Genomic DNA, 17,164 nt, shown 5'->3' on the forward strand with positions numbered 1-17,164 from the left:
TCTGCTGTTGATTCTGGCCGCAGGGCGGAGCAACTGTCTTCCATCACATGTGCAGTTGTAAGGGTTCTGCCAGGTGTGTAGGAGCGCGGCTTGTCCCGCGATCTGCCGCGCAGCGGTAGCAAACTCAGGCGACTCGGTTGTACCTGATACACCGCATGCACCGGTCTTGCTGCCGGTTCCCGGCAGATCGCGGGACAAGCCACGCTCCTACAAAAGAGAGTGGTGTGCGGGAAATGGATGCACGAACCAAGAATGCGAGGAGCGTTAGCTCCAGCCCACGCTGTTCATATGCGCGACAGTCCAGACAGCACAAATCGCGACTTGGGTGCAGGCCAAACGCAGACGACGCGCAGTGGGTCGAGCGGCAGGGATGCCGCGAGAGCGCCGTCAGGGCATGGATGCCCGTTCGGCGCGGGCCCACTGAGCGTCGTCGGAGTGCGGGTACCCGACGAAGTCGGGCCCAACCAGGAGCTGGGCACTTTTGGTTACTTTTGGTGCCTTTTCAAAAGTGACCCGCCGGAGGGGCGGAAAGGTGAATCGGCGCCACCCGAGAAAATGGATCTGCCCACCCTCCCAATGCCAAACCCCACGAACCCAGCGAACCCAACAAACCCACCCACCGCGACCCCCAAAAACTAAAAAGCCCGGTCACAGACAGACACACCAAAACACATCGGGTTACAGGTAGAATGCCGCGCTTCCGGGCAGCTGTTCTGCCTGACTGCCAAGTAAGCCCCTGTCCATGCCGTTTGAACTGACCGTTGATCCCACCACGCTCGTGGTCCTCGCCCTTGTCGCCTTCGTGGCCGGCTTCATCGACGCCATTGCCGGAGGCGGAGGCCTGTTGACCACCCCTGCTCTGCTCACCGCGGGCCTGCCACCGCATCTGGTGCTGGGCACCAATAAACTCAGTTCGACATTTGGCTCGGCTACCGCGGGGTTTACGTTCTACCGGCGCAAGTTGTTTCATCCAGGGCAATGGAAGCGCGGTCTGATCGGCACCGCCGTCGGTTCGTTGATCGGCGCAGTCGTCGCGCATTACCTGCCGGCCGAGCTCCTGAACCAGATGCTGCCGGTGATCGTGTTCGGCTGCGGGCTCTACCTGTTGTTCGGTGGCACGCCCAAGGCCCCGCTCGACAGTGACGCGCCGATCAAGACCCGGTGGCAACTGCCGCAAGGGCTCGGACTGGGCTTCTATGACGGCGTCGCAGGGCCGGGAACCGGGGCGTTCTGGACCGTCAGTACGTTGCTGATGTACCCGGTCGACCTGGTCAAGGCCAGCGGTGTGGCACGCAGCATGAACTTCGTCAGCAACGCGGCCGCGCTGACGATATTCGCCATCAACGGGTCCGTGGACTGGGCCATCGGCCTATCTATGGGCTCAGCCTTGATGGTCGGCGCCTTCCTGGGTGCCAGAACGGCGATTCAGGGCGGCGCGAAGTTCATCCGCCCTGTCTTCATCGCCGTGGTGCTGGGTTTAACGGTCCGCCTGGCCTGGCAACACTGGTTCGGCGGCGCCTGACTTCTGCGCCAGGTACAGATCGATCAGGTAACGCGCAATGGAGCGGCTGGCCGGTAAAGGCGGCATGTCATGAATGCTGAACCACTGCGCATCTTCGATCTCGTCCGCCTGCGGCACAATTTCGCCACTGTCATATTCGGCGTGAAAGCCCAGCATCATCGAGTGCGGAAACGGCCAGCACTGACTGCCCTTGTACTGGATGTTCCTGACCTTTATCTGCACCTCTTCCATGACTTCACGGCGTACGCAGTCCTCGGCGGACTCGCCCGGCTCGGCAAATCCGGCCAGCGTGCTGTAAACACCCGGCACGAAGCGCGGCGAACGCGCCAGCAACACTTCGTCGCCGCGGGTGATCAACACGATCATGCTGGGTGAGATTCTGGGGTAAGAACGCAGGTCACAGTCCTGGCAATACATCGCCCGTTCGCCCGGCACTTGCTGCATCGGCTGACCGCAACTGCCGCAGAACCGATGTTCGCGCGCCCAGGTGCTGATCTGCGCGGCATAACCCAGTTTCTGAAAGACGTCGGCATCGTCGGCCAGCATGAACTGGCGCAAGGTCTGCCAACGGGTGCCTTCCAGTTCTACCGGGTGCCTGAGGACCTGCACGTAGACGGGCTCGCCGTCGAAATGGCCAATGCCGTGCTCGCTGATCAGTGGCAGCTCCTGCCGCTTGAGCCACTCGCGGGGAAACATCACCCCGTTGCCGTCCAGCAGAAAACCCTGATCGCTATGGACCACGGCCCACCCGCCTTCTGCCTGCGTATCCAGCACAGCGGTGGTCCAACGCCTGGGGCGCGTCATGAAAGAACTCCTCTAGTCAGCGACCTGCACCGTCAGAGGCTCCGCACGCGAGGCTCAACGGCAACAGGCGCCGGCGAAATCAGGTTCGCCGGTCAATTATCGAAGACCGGTTTCTGTTTGCTCGTGTGAGCAGCCAAAGCCAGCTTCAGGTCCGCCGATTGCAACATGGCAGCGTTCCACGTGGCAACGTATTCAAGACCATCGTCAACCCGGTGATCTCGCATATAACCGATCATGCGTTTGCTGCCGCTGATAGCGATCGGCGACTTGGCGGCGATCTCACGGGCGATTTCAAAGACGCCGGCCAGTAACTGCGGCAGGTCGGCGAACGTTCGGTTGACCAGGCCGATGCGCAGTGCTTCGTCGGCCTTGACGTTGCGCCCGGTGTACGCCATCTCGCGCATCATGCCGTCACCGATCAAGCGGGGCAGACGCTGCAGTGTGCCCACGTCGGCCGCCATGCCCATGTCGATCTCGCGGATGGAAAACAGCGCATCGTCGGCCGCATAGCGCATGTCGCAGGCACTGATCAGGTCGATGGCGCCGCCGATGCAATAGCCCTGGACGGCGGCCAGCACGGGTTTGCTGCAACGGTCCACCACACTGAACGATTCCTGCATCTGCAGGATCTTGCGTCGCAACAACCGTGCGTTGCGCCCGACATCCTTGCCTAGCTCACTGGCGACCGAGGCGAGCATCATCAAGTCAATGCCCGATGAAAAATGCTTGCCTGCCCCGCTGAGCACCACCACGCGCACATCGTCCGTGTCTTCGACCCATTGAAAGACCTCGATGATCTCGCCCCAGAACGCGGCGTTCATCGCGTTGACTTTCTCCGGGCGATTGATTTGCACGTGGGCGACGTGGTCGGTGAGCTCGACCTTGAAAGCGCTGTAATCAGACACGGCGAGAATCCTTGAATGGCCTGTGAGGGGTGAAATCCATGTCGCCGGACTATATCAACAGCCACTGGCCGTCGCAGGCCACGGTTGCGCCATTTGCTGGACTTCGATGGGCGTTTCGTCGGAACAGATCGCAATCCGCCACTGGAAAAACTGAACGGTTACAAGTGGCTACGGTCCAGAGTGATGGCAGTGCAGAACCGGAATCTCCCGGTCATCGCCACTGCCCGGGGGCAGCCGTGCAACCATCGGCGTCCACCCTTTCTCAGGTCGCAAGAGGGCGATTCTTGACTACATCAAAAGCGGCAACCGGCATCGTGGGCCTGGATGATATCCTCGCGGGTGGTCTTTCACGCAGTCATGTATTTCTTCTTGAAGGAGAACCCGGAACCGGTAAAACCACCGTGGCGCTGCAGTTTCTGCTGGCAGGCGCGGAGGCGCAAGAACGCTGTCTTTACATCACGCTGTCTGAAACCGAGCGCGAACTGCGCGACGGTGCCAAATCCCATGGCTGGGATCTGGGTGAGCACATCCACGTCTTCGAGCTGACGCCACCTGAAGACCTGCTCAATGCCGAACACCAGCAGAGCCTGTTGTATTCCTCTGACCTTGAACTTGGAGAAGCCACCCGGCAAATCTTCGAAGTGGTCGAGCGGGTAAAGCCCAAGCGCGTGGTCATCGACAGCCTTTCAGAGATTCGCCTGCTGGCGCAAAGCTCGTTGCGCTATCGCCGCCAGATCCTGGCGATCAAGCATTACTTTGCCCGCTACGATGCGACGGTGATCCTGCTCGACGACCTGACCACTGAATCCCTGGACAAAACCGTACACAGCGTCGCTCACGGAGTGATCCGGCTGGAGGAGCTTACCCCCAGCTACGGCGCCGAGCGCCGCCGTCTGCGCGTGGTCAAGTACCGAGGCCAGAAATACCGAGGCGGCTACCACGACTTCAACATCATGGAAGACGGTATTCATGTATTCCCCCGCCTCGTTGCCGCTGAACATCGCAGCGGGTACGAGAGCATACAAATGAGCAGCGACATTCCGGAGCTGGATTCGCTGCTGGGCGGCGGTATCGACAGCGGCTCCAGCACGCTGATCCTGGGTCCGGCCGGTACCGGCAAATCCCTGATTTCGATGGTCTTCGCCGCTGCAGCCGTGGCGCGTGGCGAAAAGGTCGGGCTGTTCATTTTCGATGAAGAGTTGGGGCTGCTGTTCGAACGCATGAAAAAGGTGGGTATCGACCTGCACGCCTTGCAGCGCACCGGCAACCTGCTGATCGAACAGGTTGACGCTGCGGAACTCTCGCCAGGCGAGTTTTCGCATCGCGTGCGCCGCAGTGTCGATCAGAAGCATATCCGCACCGTGGTCATCGACAGCCTCAACGGCTATCAGGCGGCCATGCCTGAAGAAAACGCCCTGGTGCTGCACATGCACGAACTGCTGCTGTACCTGAACCGTCAGGGCGCCTCAACGTTCATGACCGTGGCGCAGCACGGGCTGGTGGGCGATATGCGCGCCCCCGTGGACATCACTTACCTGGCCGATACGGTCGTGCTGTTGCGTTATTTCGAGGCACTGGGCAAAGTGCGTCGCGCGATCTCCATCATCAAGAAGCGCACAGGCACCCATGAATCGACCATTCGCGAATACCGCATCAGTGGCAACGGTTTGAGAATCGGCAACCCGCTGGAAGCTTTTCAAGGCGTGCTGCGCGGCGTGCCGCATTATTTCGGCGAGAGCAATCCGCTGCTGCGGGATGAGGAAGTGTGAGTACACCGGGACAGTTATCAGAACGCGCAGTCATCCTGGCGCCTCGCGGGAGGGACAGCCAGATTGCCTTGATGATCCTGCAGGAAGCAGGTTTCCCGGCACTGATCACCCACGACCTGACGGGCATGTGCAAGGAGCTGATGTCCGGCGCAGGGCTTGCCATCGTTGCCGACGAGGCGCTGCGCGGCGTCGATCTCAATCCCTTGCTGAATCTGCTGGCCAACCAGCCGGCCTGGTCGGATCTGCCGATCGTGCTCCTCACCCACCACGGCGGGCCGGAGCAGAACCCGTCGGCGCGGCTGGGCAAGATGCTTGGTAACGTCACGTTCCTTGAGCGTCCCTTTCATCCGGCAACACTGGTCAGCCTGGTGACCACTGCCGTCAGAGGTCGACGACGTCAGTACGAGGCACGTAGTCGCATGGAGGACCTGGTCGAAAGCGAGCAGCGCCTTCAGCACGCGCTCAAGGCCGGACGGCTGGGTTCCTGGCAACTGGAGGTCGAGTTTCTTGAGCTGGAATGCTCAGACATCAGCAAGGTTCACTTCGGGCGCGAGGAACAGGCGCCCTTTACTTATCACGACTGGCTTGAATCGGTGTTTCCCGAGGATCAGCCGCGCATGCAATCCGCCTTGCAGCGTTGCCTGGACACCGGTGAAGACTTCATCATCGAGTTCAGGAACGTCTGGGCCGACGGCTCGCTGCATTGGGTGGACGTGCGTGCCCGGGCGATACGCGCGCGCAATGGCCGGGTCAGCCTGCTCGCAGGCGTGACGTCCGACATCACCGAGCGAAAGCTTGCCGAAACCCAGTTGCGCCGTCTTAACGAAACCCTCGAGCAGCAGGTCGAAGAACGCACCTCGCAACTGCGGCATAACGAAGAAGTCCTGCGTCAATCGCAGAAGATGGAGGCCGTAGGGCAGCTCACGGGCGGTATCGCTCACGACTTCAACAACATGCTGACCGGCATCATTGGCAGCCTGGAACTGCTCAGGCGCCGACTGGCTCGCGGCAAGACCGAAGATCTGGACGGTCTGATCGACCTGGGTGTGACATCCGCCAATCGCGCCGCCGCCCTGACCCACCGCTTGCTGGCGTTCTCGCGCCGACAATCGCTGGATTCCAAGCCGGTGGAGATGAATGAGCTGGTCAATTCCATGGGCGAGTTGCTGCATCGCAGCGTCAATGAAAGCATTCGCCTGGACATGTGTCTGGAGCCCGAGCTCTGGACGGCCGAGGCCGACCCCAACCAACTGGAGAGCGCCCTGCTCAACCTGGTCCTCAACGCCCGCGATGCCATGCCGAACGGCGGCATGCTGATGATCGAGACCTTCAATCGCCAGTTGGACCGCACCTTTACCAACGCCTACGAAAACCTGCTACCGGGTGATTACGTGGTGCTCAGCGTGACCGATACCGGGTGCGGCATGCCGGAGAACGTGATCAGCCGTGCGTTCGATCCGTTCTTCACCACCAAGCCCATCGGTCAAGGCACCGGGCTGGGGTTGTCGATGATCTATGGCTTCACCAAGCAGTCCCACGGCCATGTCTCGATTGAGAGCCAGGTCGGGCATGGCACCACCGTGCAATTGTTCCTTCCTCGTTTCCACGGCGACAAGCACGAGGAAGAGACCGACATCCATAGCCAGGCCGTCGAGGCCCGGGCAGGCGAGACCATCCTGATCGTCGAGGACGACCCGGCAGTCCGTGCCTTGGTGACCCAGGTGCTGGGCGAACTGGGGTATGCATGGCTGGAGGCGGGAGATGCGGTGGGCGCAGTGCCGATCCTCGAGTCCACGCAGCGCATTGACCTGATGATCAGTGACGTCGGCCTGCCCGGCATGAACGGGCGCCAACTGGCCGATATCGGCCGCCAGATGCGCCCTGACCTCAAAGTACTGTTCATCACCGGCTACGCGGAGAACGCAAGCGTTCGCGCAGGATTTCTCGACACCGGCATGCAAATGATCACCAAACCGTTCGCATTCGATCAACTGACCGCCAAAGTGCGGGAGATGATCGAGGGATAGCTGCACGCAGCCGTGAATCTGTAGCCCCCCCTTTTGGCTGACGAAGGCGGTCATTCAGGCAAAATCGATCTCACTGCCCTACCGCCTACGCGGCCCTCGTAACCTCGGACGGCTCCTACAGGGTTCGCGTTATTCCGAAGACTTGAGTATGACGCGGATACTGTGGGAGCCGGCTTGCTGGCGAAGGCGCTGGGTCTGCACCCTCAATAATGGCTGACCCACCGCTTTCGCGGCCCTCGTAACCTCGGACGGCTCCTACAGGGTTCGCTTTGTTCCGAAGACTTGAGGATGACGCGGATACTGTGGGAGCCGGCTTGCTGGCGAATGCGCTGGATCTGCGCCCTCAATAGTGGCTGACCCACCGCCTTCGCTGCCCTCGTAACCTCGGACGGCTCCTACAGGGTTCGTGTTGTTCCGAAGACGTGAGGATGACGCGGATACTGTGGGGCCGGCTTGCTGGCGAAGGCGCTGGATCTGCACCCTCAATAATGGCTGACCCACCGCCTTCGCGGCGCTCGTAACCTCGGACGGCTCCTACAGGACCCGGGTCGTTCCGACGGCGCTTAAACTGTCCAACTTTCGGGGCAGTCCAAAGGATCGGGTTATGGCAGCAGTGCTTACTTCTCCCAGTCCGCCTTGTCGATCTTCAAGCCGTGCAGGCCGTTGTACTCTGCGCGTTTGGGTGGTGCCCACCCGTGCAGCAGCGACGCGTCGAGGTCGTAGATTTCCACGCCCAGCGGGCGGCACACGGTCAAGGGATCCTGCGCTTCAGGGCCCCACATCGGCAGAGAAAGATCACCGCCCGGGCACGTCGACAAAGCGCACAGCAAGTCGATCTCGGCGAAGAACTCCAGATAATCGCCCTTCTGCGCCGGGCAGGCCTTCATGAAGTACATGTCATCGTGATTCAGGCCCGTGCACTGGAAGATGTTCAGCACATCGTGAACGTCAAATTCGGTCAGGCCGTGAGGCAAGACGGCACGCGTCAGGTTCGAGTGACAGTGATGATGAAAATCCTCACCCGTCAGCATTTTGTTCACGTAAGGGTCGCAACGGGTCCCCAGCAGGTCATGCAGGCGGCCACCGTGTTCATCGATGCCGTAACTCGCCAGGCTGTCGTCGGTAATGGTGACCATCGGCCGCAGGAACGGCAGGTTCGACCACAGGCGATCGTAGGTGGTCACGTGCGCTCCCTGCAGTTGCCGGGTACGCGATGCCCACATGCGTTCACGGGGATCGTGAGCGTTCCACACGTTGAAATCGCCCACCTGTGGTCCCACGGGTGTCGTGACGCGGAACACCTGACCGGCCTTGACCTTCCAGGCACGCCCGGTCCGAATCGGCACCTGGAACTGCTCAACCAGCGTGCGACTGTCCTGACGCTCGCGAATACGGTTGTAGAACGCCGTATCGACCTGCAGCGCAGCGCCTTTGCTGACCTGATAGGCGGCTGGGTAATCTTTGTACATCACAATCTCCTGGCTCAGTGTCGGACAGCGCGGGCCAACATGACGAGGGCTGACCTCTCTACTCGGGTTGTTGCAGTGCTTGACTGCGGGTGATCGTCACCGCAATCGAATTTAAATGCTCACACATCATGGAGCAGGAACCCGATTTCGAAAACCTCAAGGACACGCACATCCCGCAAAGCAGAGATGATGGCCAGTCTCAAGATTCTTTCCGGACAACTATTTGAAATCCCGATTGCGCACATCCAGCCCTGTCAATAACGGCGTCAGGTCGAACAGCCGCTGCGCAATGACGTGGCGCACGCCTTTCTGGTATTCGAACTTGCCGAACACCTGCATCAACTGCGACCCCACGAGCACTTTGCGCTGACGTTCGGCCAGGTCGCGCCAGACCACCACGTTGATCATGCCGTGTTCGTCTTCCAGCGTGACGAACGTCACGCCGCTGGCGGTCCCGGGCCGTTGCCGACCGACCACCAGCCCGGCGACGCTGAAATTGCGCCCGTGCTCTTCGGTGAGCAGATCCTTTGAGCTGCGAAAGCGTTTTGCCGCCAGTTTGTTGCGCAGCAAAAACAACGGGTGCGGACCCAGTGTCGTGCCGAGGGTGTCGTAATCGGCCACCAGATCCTGAGCCACGCTGGGCAGCGGCAAGGCCACTTGTGCCTCTTCGCCAAAACAGTCATCGCCGAACAACGGCCGCTGCACTTCGACCCCGGCAATCTCCCAACGCGCGCGATGGCGATGCCCGGCCAAACCGCGCAAGGCGCCCGAATCGGCCAGCGCAGCGCGGGCACGATTGTCCAGGTCGGCCCGTATGCACAGGTCGGTGACGTCCTTGAACGCGCGTTGTTGCCGCGCTTGCTCGATACGCCTGGCGTCTTCTTCACGAAAACCACGAATCAGGCGCATGCCCATGCGGATCGCCAGGTTGCGCGTGTACTCGGGATTGTCGACCGGCTCCAGTGAACAGTCCCAGTCGCTGTATCGAACGTCCACCGGACGAACCTCAATGTGATGCCGACGCGCGTCCTGCAACAACTGGTCGGGGCTATAGAACCCCATGGGCCAGCTGTTGATCAGCGCGCAGGTGAACGCGGCCGGTTCGTGGCATTTGAGCCAGCAACTGGCGTAGGTCAGCAAGGCAAAGCTGGCGGCATGGGACTCGGGAAACCCGTAACTGCCAAAGCCTTTGATCTGCTCGAAGATGCGGTGAATGAATTCGTCCGGATACCCCTTCTCTTTCATCCGCTCGCTGAGGCGAATCCGATGCGGCTCGAGCCCGCCGTGACGTTTCCAGGCGGCCATGGAGCGGCGTAGCTGGTCGGCCTCACCGGGCGAATAGTCGGCGGCGACGATGGCCAGTTGCATGACCTGCTCCTGAAACAGCGGCACGCCCAGTGTCCGCTTGAAGACTTCCTTGAGCGCCTCGGAGGGATAGGTCACCTCTTCCTCGCCATTACGACGCCTCAGATACGGATGCACCATGTCGCCCTGAATCGGCCCTGGCCGGACGATGGCAACTTCGATCACCAGGTCGTAGAACTCTTTGGGTTTGAGGCGTGGCAGCATCGACATCTGCGCCCGGGATTCAATCTGGAACACGCCGATGGTGTCGGCGCGGCTGATCATGTCGTAGGTCGGTTCGTCACCACCAGGCAGCGAAGCGATGGTCCAGCGCGTGTGCCGATGCAACTCGACCAGATCGAACGTGCGGCGCAATGCGCTCAGCATGCCGAGGGCCAGGATATCGACCTTGAGCAGGCCCACCAGGTCCAGATCGTCCTTGTCCCACTGAATGATGGTGCGGTCGGTCATGGCCGCGTTTTCCACGGGCACCAGCGTCTGCAGCGGGTGCTCGGAAATCACGAAGCCACCGGGATGCTGGGACAGGTGCCGAGGAAAACCGATCAGTTCGCCGGTCAACGTCAATACACGACGCAAGACCGGACTGTCCGGCTCGAACCCGCATTCACGCAAACGCTCAGGCGGCGGCAGGGTATCGCTCCAGCGGCTGAAACAGTCCGCCAGTGCATTGATCTGATCGGGCGGCAAACCGAGCACCCGCGCTACATCCCGAATCGCGCCCGCGCCGTGATAAGTGCTCGCCACGGCCGTCAACGCCGCCCTGCCCCGGCCATAACGACGAAAGATGTATTGCAGGACTTCCTCGCGGCGCTCGTGCTCGAAGTCGACGTCGATGTCCGGCGGCTCGTTACGTTCTTCCGAGATGAAGCGCTCGAACAGCAGATTGATGTTTGCCGGGTCCAGCTCGGTGATGCCCAGAACGAAACACACGGTCGAGTTGGCCGCCGAGCCACGGCCCTGACACAGGATGCTCTGATCACGGGCGAATTTGACGATGTCATGCACGGTCAGGAAGTAACTTTCGTACTTCATCGTCGAGATGATCTTCAGTTCCTTCTCGATGTTTTTCCGTGCCAGCTCGGGCACGCCGTCCGGCCAGCGCCAGCGCGCGCCCGCTTCGGTGAGCTGGCGTAGCCAACTGGCCGGTGTGTGTTGGGCGGGCACCAGCTCGTGAGGGTACTCGTAGCGCAACTGCTTCAGGTCGAAACGGCAGCGCCGGGCGATGTTCAGGGTTTCAGCCAGCAAGTCGGCGGGATACAACCCGGCCAGCACGTGTCGGGGGCGCAAATGCCGTTCGCCGTTGGGGTACAACCGATGGCCGGCTTCGGCCACAGTGGTGTGATAACGGATCGCGGTCATGGTGTCCTGCAAGGCGCGACGGCCACGGGCGTGCATGTGCACATCGCCACTGGCCACGGCAGGGATATCGAGTGAACGGGCCAGCGCCAGCAGCCTCGACAGACGCAGGCTGTCATCGGGCCCGCAATGCAACTGCACGCTCAGCCACAGGTTTTGCTTGAAGGTATGGCGCAACCAGTGGCCTTGCTCTTGCAGAACCTCGGCACGCAGATCCAGATCCGGGACCCACAACGCCAGCAACCCTGCTACTGGTCGCAGAAAATCCTCACGCAACAGCCGGTATTCGCCCTTCTTGCTGCGCCGTCGACCTTCGGTGATCAATCCGCACAAGGCCTGATAGCCGGTGAGGTCTTCCACCAACAGCACGACTTTCGGACCGTTCTCGAGGGTGATCTCGCTGCCGATAATCAACGGCAGCTCGCATTCTTTCGCCGCCTGCCAGGCGCGGACAATACCCGCCAGTGTGCATTCATCGGTGATGGCCAGGGCTTGATAGCCATGCCGCTTCGCCCGCTCGAACAGCTCCTTGGCGCTGGAGGCCCCGCGCTGAAAACTGAAGTTGGAGAGACAGTGCAGCTCGGCGTAGTCGCTCATGCGAACCAGCCCTGCAGCAACAGGCCGCTGTCTTCCCCGACGGTGCGATAGGCCCAGCCTCGCTGTCCGGTGCGGGTCTCGACCAGGAAGTAATCACGACGCACATCACCGCCGTCCCACCATCCCGACTCGATACGCTCGGGCCCGGCCAGCACGCGGACGCTGGCATCGCTGAGCGGCTCAGGCTCACGCAGCAGCCACCCTGGACGCGAAACGTTTTGCGCCAACACCACGGGTTTGCTGGCAGACGTCGGCAACCACGCGCATTCAGGACGGTGGTCGGCATGAAAACCCAGACCGCTGACCGCTTCATCGCCCAGTCGAGCACGCAGCCGTTCGCGTAACTGCTCCCACGGCATGTTCTGTTGCGGGCGATCATCGAACAGCTCGCGGTGTGAAGGCACGAAGGCCGGCAGCTCCTTTGCCTGCAACCTCAGCGCGCGCACGGGTGATGGCACCACCACCTGTTCCAGACGCCCACGGGCCAGTTCGAACAGCCTGTCGGCTTCACGCTCGGCACTCAGCAAGCCCACCGGAATCAGCGTATCGGGCGCCACGCTGCCGACACTCGGCGCATGCTCCAGGTGGATGATGAAGCGCTGCACGCCGCTGTCACGGCCACCGAGAAACAACGCCAGATCGGCAATCATGCGCTTGAGCGGGAACAGCAAGGCCTGATGAGATTCCACGTCGAAATTGAGTTCGATGCGGGTGTCGAAATGATCGGGCGGCACGTAACACTCAAGGGGCATCGGCCTGCGCCCCAGCAAGGTGTCCAGGTGCTGCAGCACCTGGGGCGGAAAACGCCTGGCCAGGGTATCGCGAGGCAACGCCGACACCTGACGCAGTCGATGCAGCCCCATCCGGGCAAAGGCTGTCGACACGTCCTGAGGCAAGCCGATGCGATTGACCGACATCTGTTCCAGCACCTGTTGCAGGCTGTCGTTGCAGGTCACCGCCAGGCCATCGTGGGCATTGGCGAGCATGCGCGCCGCCACCGGATTGGGCGCCACGACGATGCGATGACTGAACCCCAATGCCGTCAGTTCCTGACGCAGGCGTGCTTCGAACACCGGCCAGGGCCCGAACAACCCCAGGCTGGATTCGACTTCCATCAACAAAACGCGGGGGTATTTCAGGCTAACCTGCGAGCTGAACCGATACGCCCAGGCGGCCAGTAAACGGTGCCAGCGCCCGGTTTCATCCGGGTCGTATTCGACCGTCGCAAACTCGCGAGTCATGGCATGGGCGGCGGTCAGTGACTGACCGGGACGCAATCCGAGTTCGCGAGCAGCGGCATTGACGGCTTGCAACACCCGACGCTGGGATGAGCCGCTGATCAACGCCAGCGGTTCTTCAGGGTTGGCGCGACGACGCATGACGCCGTCCAGTGCCAGTTGCGGCAGCAGGACACAGGCCCAGAGCATGGCAACCTCAGGCGTCGGTGGTAAACGGAATCGGTGAAGACGGCGCCAGACCGCCACGGCACTTGAGCACCCGTAGCTGACGCGGTCGCACATCAATGGCGATGCGCAATGCAGCAGGCGACGGGTTGATCGCGGCATGCTGCCCACGGCAGGCGAAGGCCAGGGTTTCCCCGGTTTCCGCCGCCACCTGCAACCGACGCAAGGCACGGTCGTCGACCTTGTTCGGCCAGCACAGCACCGCGCCACAACTGCCCGAACGCAGGCACTGCTCCACCGCCCACAAGGCATCGCGCTCACTGGCTTCGATCACCGACAACTGCCGCAGGTCGACACCGGCGGCCTGCCAGGCCTGGGGATACGGCACATAAGGCGGCGCCACCAGCACGATGCGCTCGCCACTGTCGGCCAGCCGAGCGAGGGTCGGCCACAGCAGGCGCAACTCACCGCTGCCATGGGCAGGCATCAGGATTTCGGTCAGCGCCGCGGGCGGCCACCCTCCCATGGGCAACGCAGCGTCCAGCAAGGCATGGCCAGTGGGCTGCGCGGCCACCGGCTGCACCTCGGGACGCCCTTTCCAGACCCGACGCTCGTCCAGCAGGGCGTTGAGGCTGACCACCGCGCCCATCATTCCCGTCGCACCAGGCCGCAGAACACGCCTTCGATGGCAAAGTCCTGATCGGGACGCACGACGATGGGGGCATACGCCGGATTACGCGGCATCAGACGAAAGGTGTCATGACCGCGCTCAAGGCGCTTGATGGTCACCTCGCCGTCGAGTCGGGCCACGACGATCTGGCCGTCCCGGGCCTCGGCACTTTGCAGGATGCCGACCAGATCGCCGTCAAAAATCCCGTCCTCGATCATCGAGTCGCCTTTGACCCGCAGCAGGTAATCGGGAATGCGCAGGAAAGTGCGGCTGTCGAGGGTAAAGGTGTCGTGCAGGTCGATATCGGGGCCAATCGGGGCGCCGGCGGCAACGCGGCCCAGCACCGGAATTTCCAGCATCTGGGCACGCGGCCTGGTCTCCACCAGGCGAATGCCCCGGGCCTGATTGGCCGCGACTTCGATAAAACCGGCTTCAGTGAGGGCCACGATGTGCTTGCGCGCCACGCTGCGCGAGGCAAACCCGAAGGCTTCGCAGATTTCCGCAAGGCTGGGTGGCTGGCCATTCTGGGCGATGCGATCCCGGATGAAGGTCAGGATGGCAGAGCGTTTGGGAGATAAAGTCGTCATGGAGTACATTTGTACTCTTTTCAGGGAAATCTGGCTAGCGCCGTTTATCCAGGGACCTCCTCCCGCAGACGCATCGGACGTCAGGGCGATGAACAGAGGACTGCGGCACCGTCTTGATCTGAGCCCGCAAGTTCTGCGCGCGTCTGGTGCTTTTTCGACCGCTGAGGCATGCAGCCTTCCAAGGTCAACAGCAGTTCCTTGGCCGCCAGACCACCGGCAAACCCGGTCAGCGCGCCGGAACTGCCGATGACCCGGTGACAGGGTGCGACGATCGAAATCGGGTTCTTGCCGTTGGCGGCACCGACCGCACGCACGGCAGCCGGGTTGCCGACTTGGCGGGCAATGTCCAGGTAGCTGCGGGTTTGGCCAAAGGGAATGGTCAGCAAGGCGTGCCAGACTTTTTTCTGAAACTCGGTGCCATGGAAGTCCAGCGCCAGATCGAAACGCTGACGGGTTCCGGCGAAATACTCGGCGAGTTGACGCTCGGCCTGGTCGAGAATCTCGCTGCCCTGATCCTCGTTCATGGCACCCAGCAACACACGATTGGGGCGGTCATTTTCCCAGAGAATCGCCGCCAGACAGGCACCTTTTGCGATCAGTTTCAATTGGCCGACCGGTGAATCGATGAAGCGATAGGTGAAGGTCATGGGAAGCTCCTTATCGGACGTCGACCAGGCCTTTTCAAACCATTGAGGCGGGCCGGAATGTGCCCATGGTAACCGCGAGCGCTGACGCAGCCATCCAGTTTCTTGCGATCAAATTCGCATTTAGCCGCCTTTCGCCTTGCCCGCCACGTCCGCTGCCGAGTTCCAGATGTGCATGGCTGCATAGGCGCGCCACGGCCTCCACGCTTCCGCCCGCGCCTTATGCAATGCCAGTCGGGTGAGGCTCGGGTCCCGCTGGGTCATGAGGTTCATCAGCACCAGGTCGGATGCAGGCCAGGCATCAGGATCGCGCCAGGCGCGCATGGCGATGTACTCGACCGTCCACGGGCCAATGCCCGGCATCGCCAGCAACTGCCGACGCAGTTCAGCGACATCATCACCGTGGCTGACATTCAGCGCGATCTCGTCGTTGGCGACGGCGGCTGCCACCCGTTGCAGGGTTTCAACGCGTTTGCCGGGCATGCCGATCTTGTCCAGGTTGACGCGCGCCAGCGCATCCGGCGTGGGGAACCGCCAGGCAAGGTGTTCGCCGTGGCTCTCAGGCACCTGAACGCCTGCTCGCTGCACGAGACGCCCGACAATGGTGGTCGCACCCTTCACGCTCACCTGTTGCCCGACGATGGTCCGCACCACCAGTTCAAACCCCGAAAAGGCGCCCGGCACGCGCAATCCCGGACGCTTCTGCACCAATGACGCCAGCCAAGGGTCAACGGAGAGGCAGCGGTCGATGTCATCAGGCGTCGCGTACAGGTCGAACATGTGCGAGACCGGCGCGACCAGATCGTCGATGTGCCGACTGACCTCACCATGCACCGTCGCGATCAGATGATCTTCCGAGGGCGCCATCTCCACCGAGAGCGTGCCAACGACGCCGTTGAACTCGATATTGCGCAGGTACACACCTTCGACCACCGCTTCAACCCCGGCCGTCATGCGTGCGGCGAAGAAGTTGAGCATGCGTTGCCAGTCAAAGGGCGGTTTGAACGGAAGGTGACGGGAAGCCTGGAGGTGGGATGTTTCGAGCATGGGGGACGCCAGAGAGTGTTCGACCGGCTGAACGCTAGCGCAGTGGCGGGCCAAACACAAAACCTGCAGGCACCCTCAAATCGAAGCAGACGCGGAGGTCCCGGGATGGGTTACCACGCGGAGCGTGGGAACGATCAAACTGCAGGCGCCCTCAAGACGCGGAGCGTCCAGGGAAGCGTTACTACGCGGAGCGTGGGAACGATCAGCCTATGACAGCGTGTCATCACGTTGGACAACCCACCGATCCGTCATTCAGGTTCTGCTTGTAATTCTCATACTGCAGCGTGGCCTTGCCGTTGTTCCATTTCAGCGTCAACACAAGGACGGAGTCGAAATCGTCGCCCATCCAGTCCTTGACCAGCTTGAGGTCCTTGCCGGATGCCTCTTGAGCGACCTTGTTGATCAGCTCCGGCAGGTAGCCGTGCGACCAGGCGGTGTAGATCGTCGCGTCGTGGTATTTGTCGCGCATGAACTCATCGGCCAGGTCGCTGGTGTCGTTGGCCGCGAAGTCGATATTGACCGGCAGGCCCAGTTTGATCGCGCTGGGCCCAACGGTCATCAGGGGGCGCAGGTAACTGTAGGAATGGTCACCTTCGCCCTCTTCCACATGCCGGCTCGGGTTGGCGGCGAAGATGAAGTCGGCTTTGCCGAAGGTCTTCGGCAACACTGTGGACAGGTCGATGGCGCGGTTCAGGCCTTGGCAGTTGAGTTGTCCCAGCCCCATGTCGGGTTTTTCGGCGTGACGCAGGAAAACCAGGGTCTGAGTGCCGTTCTTGGGTTCCGCATGAACGCCCCTGCCCACGGTGAACCAGAACACCGCCGAGCAGATCAGCAAAAAGGGCAACAGAAAATAAGCGAAACGCTGGAGCGCGTGAGAAACAGCAGCGGATTTGAAAAAGGTCATGATGGCCCGGGTTCTGATGGTGCGTGAGGGGCGGATTCGCCCTGAGCAACGTCCCTGTGAACTGGCAATGTGCTAACGAATGCAGGCTAGCGAAG

Annotated in this window: 13 protein-coding genes; 3 read left to right on the forward strand and 10 right to left on the reverse strand. The window is 61.6% G+C overall.

The window, feature by feature from the left end; all coding sequences use genetic code 11:
* Nucleotides 1–742: 742 nt before the first annotated feature.
* Nucleotides 743–1,522, forward strand: a complete 780-nt coding sequence (locus BMY73_RS01495) for a TSUP family transporter (protein WP_092404504.1) — start codon at nucleotides 743–745, stop codon at nucleotides 1,520–1,522.
* Here the strand turns inward: BMY73_RS01495 and nudC are convergent.
* Together nudC and BMY73_RS01505 are read right to left on the reverse strand one after the other, a co-directional pair.
* Nucleotides 1,478–2,326, reverse strand: coding sequence for an NAD(+) diphosphatase (gene nudC / locus BMY73_RS01500; RefSeq protein WP_092404506.1), 849 nt, complete (start codon nucleotides 2,324–2,326; stop codon nucleotides 1,478–1,480). The two genes, BMY73_RS01495 and nudC, sit on opposite strands and share 45 nt — an antisense overlap.
* Nucleotides 2,327–2,418: 92 nt before the next feature.
* Nucleotides 2,419–3,231, reverse strand: a complete 813-nt coding sequence (locus BMY73_RS01505) for a crotonase/enoyl-CoA hydratase family protein (protein ID WP_092404508.1) — start codon at nucleotides 3,229–3,231, stop codon at nucleotides 2,419–2,421.
* 284 nt (nucleotides 3,232–3,515) lie between these two features.
* Between BMY73_RS01505 and BMY73_RS01510 the strand changes: the two genes are divergently transcribed.
* On the forward strand, nucleotides 3,516–5,000 hold the full coding sequence (locus tag BMY73_RS01510) for an ATPase domain-containing protein (RefSeq protein WP_092404510.1): 1,485 nt from the start codon (nucleotides 3,516–3,518) through the stop codon (nucleotides 4,998–5,000).
* A complete protein-coding gene (locus BMY73_RS01515; protein ID WP_092404512.1) occupies nucleotides 4,997–7,027 on the forward strand; it encodes a hybrid sensor histidine kinase/response regulator in 2,031 nt (676 codons plus the stop codon). Before BMY73_RS01510 ends, BMY73_RS01515 begins: the two co-directional genes overlap by 4 nt.
* Before the next feature lie 617 nt (nucleotides 7,028–7,644).
* Here BMY73_RS01515 and BMY73_RS01520 read toward each other — a convergent pair.
* From BMY73_RS01520 to BMY73_RS01555, 8 genes are all read right to left on the reverse strand, one after another.
* Nucleotides 7,645–8,496: an urea carboxylase-associated family protein gene (locus tag BMY73_RS01520; RefSeq protein WP_092404514.1), complete on the reverse strand. Its 852-nt coding sequence runs from the start codon at nucleotides 8,494–8,496 to the stop codon at nucleotides 7,645–7,647.
* Between the two features lie 219 nt (nucleotides 8,497–8,715).
* A complete protein-coding gene (locus tag BMY73_RS01525; protein WP_092404516.1) occupies nucleotides 8,716–11,814 on the reverse strand; it encodes an error-prone DNA polymerase in 3,099 nt (1,032 codons plus the stop codon).
* Nucleotides 11,811–13,241, reverse strand: coding sequence for a Y-family DNA polymerase (locus BMY73_RS01530; protein ID WP_092404518.1), 1,431 nt, complete (start codon nucleotides 13,239–13,241; stop codon nucleotides 11,811–11,813). The genes BMY73_RS01525 and BMY73_RS01530 overlap by 4 nt, the downstream gene beginning before the upstream one ends.
* 7 nt (nucleotides 13,242–13,248) lie before the next feature.
* Nucleotides 13,249–13,866, reverse strand: a complete 618-nt coding sequence (imuA, locus tag BMY73_RS01535) for a translesion DNA synthesis-associated protein ImuA (RefSeq protein WP_175500114.1) — start codon at nucleotides 13,864–13,866, stop codon at nucleotides 13,249–13,251.
* Nucleotides 13,866–14,483, reverse strand: coding sequence for a transcriptional repressor LexA (lexA, locus tag BMY73_RS01540; RefSeq protein ID WP_092404522.1), 618 nt, complete (start codon nucleotides 14,481–14,483; stop codon nucleotides 13,866–13,868). The genes imuA and lexA overlap by 1 nt, the downstream gene beginning before the upstream one ends.
* A 71-nt stretch (nucleotides 14,484–14,554) precedes the next feature.
* A complete protein-coding gene (locus tag BMY73_RS01545) occupies nucleotides 14,555–15,121 on the reverse strand; it encodes a methylated-DNA--[protein]-cysteine S-methyltransferase (RefSeq protein ID WP_092404524.1) in 567 nt (188 codons plus the stop codon).
* Between the two features lie 120 nt (nucleotides 15,122–15,241).
* Complete coding sequence (locus tag BMY73_RS01550) at nucleotides 15,242–16,165, reverse strand: DNA-3-methyladenine glycosylase family protein (protein WP_092404526.1); 924 nt, start codon at nucleotides 16,163–16,165, stop codon at nucleotides 15,242–15,244.
* 223 nt (nucleotides 16,166–16,388) lie between these two features.
* Nucleotides 16,389–17,069 carry a hypothetical protein gene (locus tag BMY73_RS01555; protein WP_062388989.1) on the reverse strand — a complete coding sequence of 227 codons (681 nt, stop codon included), beginning with the start codon at nucleotides 17,067–17,069 and terminating at the stop codon, nucleotides 16,389–16,391.
* Nucleotides 17,070–17,164 lie beyond the last annotated feature (95 nt).

Origin of the sequence: Pseudomonas sp. NFACC02 (genome assembly GCF_900110765.1) — a bacterium.
In the GTDB taxonomy this organism is placed as follows: domain Bacteria; phylum Pseudomonadota; class Gammaproteobacteria; order Pseudomonadales; family Pseudomonadaceae; genus Aquipseudomonas.